Source organism: Halochromatium salexigens (assembly GCF_016653295.1).
GTDB classification, from domain to species: Bacteria; Pseudomonadota; Gammaproteobacteria; order Chromatiales; family Chromatiaceae; genus Lamprobacter; species Lamprobacter salexigens.
The window spans coordinates 1-4876 of record NZ_NHSF01000003.1 but is presented as its reverse complement, the minus strand read 5'-3'; the positions used below and the strand labels follow the sequence as shown (position 1 = coordinate 4876).

Annotated in this window: 5 protein-coding genes; 1 reads left to right on the top strand and 4 read right to left on the bottom strand. The window is 60.4% G+C overall.

Annotation, left to right across the window (positions count from 1 at the left end):
• Positions 1 to 107: transposase (locus CCR82_RS00080; RefSeq protein ID WP_201243171.1), on the top strand; the 107-nt coding region annotated here is incomplete at its 5' end.
• A 310-nt stretch (positions 108 to 417) separates the two neighbouring features.
• On the opposite strand, the gene CCR82_RS00075 is transcribed toward CCR82_RS00080, so the two are convergent.
• From CCR82_RS00075 to CCR82_RS00060, 4 genes are all read right to left on the bottom strand, one after another.
• A complete protein-coding gene (locus CCR82_RS00075) occupies positions 418 to 1536 on the bottom strand; it encodes a Fic family protein (protein WP_201243170.1) in 1119 nt (372 codons plus the stop codon).
• Positions 1533 to 2777 carry a restriction endonuclease subunit S gene (locus CCR82_RS00070; RefSeq protein WP_201243169.1) on the bottom strand — a complete coding sequence of 415 codons (1245 nt, stop codon included), beginning with the start codon at positions 2775 to 2777 and terminating at the stop codon, positions 1533 to 1535. Before CCR82_RS00070 ends, CCR82_RS00075 begins: the two co-directional genes overlap by 4 nt.
• Before the next feature lie 121 nt (positions 2778 to 2898).
• Entirely contained in the window at positions 2899 to 4611 is a 1713-nt protein-coding gene (locus tag CCR82_RS00065) for an N-6 DNA methylase (RefSeq protein ID WP_201243168.1), read from the bottom strand.
• A 95-nt stretch (positions 4612 to 4706) separates the two neighbouring features.
• The coding region (locus CCR82_RS00060) for an IS1 family transposase (RefSeq protein ID WP_276570509.1) at positions 4707 to 4876 on the bottom strand (170 nt) is incomplete at its 5' end.

Below are 4876 nucleotides of genomic sequence, written 5' to 3'. Positions count from 1 at the left end.
TGGGGTTTCGTCAGTTCCTGACCCGTGGGCTGCAGAACGTCCAAGGCGAATGGACCCTGGTGTGCCTGGCGTGGAATCTCAAACGCATGGCCGTGCTGCGCCCGTAATCAGAAAAAACCCGAGAAAATAGCGATTTTGCCAAAATAGCGCCATTTTTCGCCCCGAAAGGGGCTCAAAAGATGATTCGGACCGTTAAGTCCGACAGGCTGCTAGGGTGTCTTCCAAGTATGCGGCTGAACTCATGTCCCCGAGAAGCTCTCGCTTGGCGACCAGCGGAGGCCCTCCCGAGACCTCCAGGAGCGATCGGCTTTGCGCCCTGTTGCGTACGCTGCAGTGACCACAAACGATTTTTTGTACACTCAAACGCCTTTCGCCGTACATAAATTCCGTTGTGGATGGCCAACCGTACGCAACAGCTCAGCTTCCGAACAGGTCGCGGCCTTCGGTGATGTTGACCAGCTCCGGAAAGACATAGATGGCGGGTCGCCGGCCTGCGGCGGGTCGCACTAGCCGCAGCACCCCATCGTCCACAAGGCAACGCAGCAGGTGGTTCGCCGTGCCACGGTTATCGATGCGAGCCAGCGCCAGGAAGTCCCGGCTGTTGATCACCGGGCGAGTGAACAGTGCATCAAGGGCTGCAACCGCATACTGGGAATGGGTGACCTCGGCGAAGCGCGGCTTCATGGACTCGTACAGGGTGTGGATCTCTTTGGCCTTGTCGGTGTTCCGTCGCGCCTGGACCTCGACAGCTCCGAGGAAGAACTCAATCCAGCCCTGCCAGTCGCCGGCCTCGGTGATGGCCAGAAGCCGGTTGCGATAGGCGGCGTCCTCCTCCTCCAGGTACTCGCTCAAGTAGAACATCGGCCGTTGCAGCACGCCTTTCTGAAACAGTAGCAGTGGGATCAGCATCCGCCCGAGCCGCCCGTTGCCGTCGTTGAAGGGGTGGATAATCTCGAACTGCGCATGCGCCACCGCGAGCTGCACCAGCGGGTCCACATCGTCGCCAGCGATATAGGACTCCAGGTTATCCAGCGCATCACGCATCACTATCGGCGACGGCGGCACGAAGCGAGCCTGTTCCAAGGGCGTGCCCTTCTTGCCGATCCAGTTCTGCATGGTCCGAAAGGCGCCGGGCGTTTGGTCGCCGCCGCGCACGTTCTGCATCAGCAACGCATGCAGCTCACGAATCAGCTGCAAGGTCACCGGACGCTCCCGCAGTGCCTCCTCCGCCATCAGGAGCGCGCGGCGGTAGTTCATCACCTCCTGGATGTCGCGCTCCTTGGCAGCGCTGTAAGCCTCGCCGGCTTCGTGCTGCAGCACCTCGGTGAGGGATGCCTGAGTGCCCTCGATGCGCGACGACAGTACCGCCTCTTGGCTGGTAATGGGCGACAGCAGAACCGCCGCGTTGACGATGCCGTCGAGCGTCCCGTCGTAGCGCGCCAGCGCGAGCATCGCTGGGCTCAAGCAGCGCGCGAGCCGCTTCCAGTCCAGCCCATCCAGCGGCAAGCGGTCCGGGATGCAAGGCGCGCGGGTCATACGGCGATCTCGCCGTTCATCAGGCGGGGGAGAAGGAGGTCGCGGGCTACCCGTGCTGCAGCGATCGCATCGGTCAGCAATTCAATCTCGCGAGAATTGTCAGTAGCGAATGCACCAAACTGCTGTTGCAGCAGCCGACTCGGAACCAGTACCGGCAGCGACGCCATCAGCTTGGCACTAAGGTTCGGCATCGTGGAGCCTTTCGCCCGATTCCGAATGAGCGTTTGCGTACGATAATCGCCCAATGCATGGTAGAGAAAATGCGGATTGACTCGTTCCTGATTTGGTCGCAAACGTAAACACCCCGTACCACACAGGTAGCCTTCCTCTTTATCGCTGACTAATGCACGTCTACCAATATCCCCTCGCCGGCCATACACAATGTCGCTGGGTGCAAGTCGGTGTCTCGCTAGCTTTTCTGCCAGTGCTTCCGGAACTCGCGCTATTCGCTCAGTAGAGATTCGGAGGTTCTTAAGATCTTGTGGCATCACCACTGGTACGCCCCGGTCGGTGTAGTCGGACTGATGGAGTTGACTACCGAAAGGACCAGTTTGAATTCCAGAGTTACCGAGGCAGAGATCTGCAAGTTCCGCGTGGAGCCACCCCTCCGGCACGCCATCGGTGACGGTGACGTGCTCGTGTCCAGGGAAGCGGAGGTGGACGAACCACTCCTTGTAGAGCAGCCTAGCCGCCTGCTCCAGCAACTGAATCCGGCGGCGGTTGTTCTCGATCAGGTCGTCGTAGGCGGAGAGGATAGAAGCGATTCGCTCCTGCAAGGCAAGGTTGGGGAGCTTAACCTCGAAACCAGGGAATCGAGTCAAGGGAACGCGGTCGACGGTCGCGCCTGAAATAATGTTTGATTCGATTTGAGCGCGCCAAGTAGGCGAGAGAAAGTAGTAATGAAGAAACCGGGGTACAACCTTCGATTTGTCGGGCCGTATCAGCGCCATGCGCCTGCCTAAACAACCTCTGAAGTTCTCCGGAATGATCGCGTACCGATGAAGCGTTGCTTCATAGGAAAAAACGATGTCGTCACTCTGGGGCACGACGCGCTTGGTCCATCTCGGGTACTCCTGCTCGGAGACGTGTCGGATCTCGCTGAGGTCGAGGGTACCCTGTGGGGTCACGTTCTTGATACCCAAAAACACCGGGCCTTCATCGGCCTCTTGCGGAGTCGCATGCGGCCCATCGTATATACCCAAAGCGAAATCATTGATTGGTCCTACCTGCAATCCGCTCACGCTCGTAGCTCCATAAGTCCGTTACGCGCACCGTTTGTCGAACTCCGGTTTCCATTCAAGCGCATGCGAAGCAGAGCTTCTGCGCCTGCTGCTTTATACGTCAAATTTCCAACTTCAAACCTCACACCCCCAACTCCTGAAAATTCCGCTTGATCCGCTCCGCCAGCATCACTGCATCGACATTCAGATCCTCCAGCTCGACATGAATCTCGCGCAGCGCCTCCTCGAAGTCGAAATCTTCGTCGACCTCTTCCGGAGCGACGCCGACGTAGCGGCCCGGGGTCAGGCTCCAGTCGTTGGCTTCGATCTCGGCGCGGTCGACGAGCTTGACCAGACCCGGCACGTCGCGCAGCGCGGCATCCGGGAAACGCTCGGTGAGCCAGTGGGCCTGGCGCCAGCAATAGCGCACTTGCTTCAGCTCCGTCACAGCGTCCTGGCGGGCCTGATCGGCGGCCTTGCGGGCGCGGTTGATGTCGCGGGGGCGCCAGAGGTCACTGTCCTTGGCGCTGCCGCTCTGCTCGCAGGTGTCGATGAGACGGGTTGCGAGCTTGTAGATGAGGTCGGTCTGCTTGACCAGGTCGCGGCTGCTGTCAGCGAGGGGCGTGAAATCTTGGGTCAGTGCGACTAGCGCCTTATTCCTGACCTCGGTCAGGTCGAATTGCGCGGTGGCGCTGGCGACGGCGTCCTGAAAGCGCTCCACATCGGCGTCGAATGTCTCGCGGGACTGGGTCAGCTCCCTGAGCACCTCGGCGGGCGGGCTGTCGTCGGGCAGGGTGTCGAGAAAAGGCCGCATGGCGCTGATCAGCTCGCCGATGGACGCAGTGTAGTCCGGCAACGGCTGCACGGTCGCGCCAGTGTCGGTGTCGGCCTCGAAGCAGCCCTGCCCCTCGTCAACGACCCGGCCAAGATAGTCGTGCAGCAGGTCCAGGTAGCGCTCGGTCTCGCCGCGGTAGAGCCAGACGATGGCGAGCAGGTTTTGCTGCTGCTCCGGGCTGAAGTCGTAGATCTTGCGCGTGACCTTGCGGTAGATGTTGCGCGCATCGAGCATCAGCACCTTGTCGCGATATTCTGCGGGTTTGGTGCGGTTCAGGAACCACAGCTCGCAGGGCACAGTGCGGGTGTAGAAGAAGTTGGAGCGGATGGCGATCATCAGATCCACGTCGCCGGTCTCCACCAGCTTCTGCCTGAGTACGGCCTCGCCGCCACCCGCACTGGACGCCTGGGAGGACATGACGAAGCCGGCGCGCCCGCGCTCGTTCAGGTAGCTGTAGAAGTAGCTGATCCAGATGTAGTTGCCGTTGCCGACCTTGCCCTTCTTGTTGACGCTGGGCAGGCCGAAGGGCAGGCGTGGGTCGGTCTTGACCTTATCGGCATCGATCTCGTCCACGTTGAAGGGCGGATTGGCCATCACATAGTCGGCCTTGCCCAACAGTTCGTGGGGGTCCTCGTAGTAGGTGATCGCCTGGCGGATATCGCCCTCCAGGCCGTGCACCGCCAGGTTCATCTTGGCCAGGCGGATGGTGGTGGGGTTCTTCTCCAGGCCGCGGAAGGTGAGCTGCTTGGTGGGACTCTGGCCTTGCTCCTCGACGGTGCGGGCACTCTGCACGAACATGCCGCCGGAACCGCAGGCCAGGTCGAACACGATGCCTCGCTCAGGGTCGAGGACGTGGGCGATCAGCGAGACCAGCGAGATGGGCGTGAAGAACTCGCCGCCGTCATGGGCCTTTTGGTCGGCGAACTGGGTCAGGAAGTACTCGTAGATGCGACCGAAGACGTCACCGGAGACCGCTTTCAGGGCAGCGGGGTTGAGGGTCCGCAGTAGCTGGCCGAGCACGGCGTTGTCCAGTTCCTGGTACTCGCCCTTGGGCAGGACGCCGCGCAGGCCTTCGTAATCGGGTGGTGCCCCAGTCTATAGGACTTCAGAGGGTTTCAGCATTCTTGATTCACTGGCAGCGAGGCATTGTAATGGTGAACAAAATACCAGATTGCACCAATATGGTTGTCAAGCTTTTTTGAAAATGACAGCGCTTTTCTGACCAACCGCGAGACCCGTTGACGAAGTGTGCAATTGAAGCGTTCAATGTGATTCGTTTGACCGC

Bases quoted from the DNA above. Each gene is read 5' to 3' on its own strand.
- CCR82_RS00075 (WP_201243170.1), bottom strand. From the start codon at position 1,536: ATGACCCGCGCGCCTTGCATCCCGGACCGCTTGCCGCTGGATGGGCTG.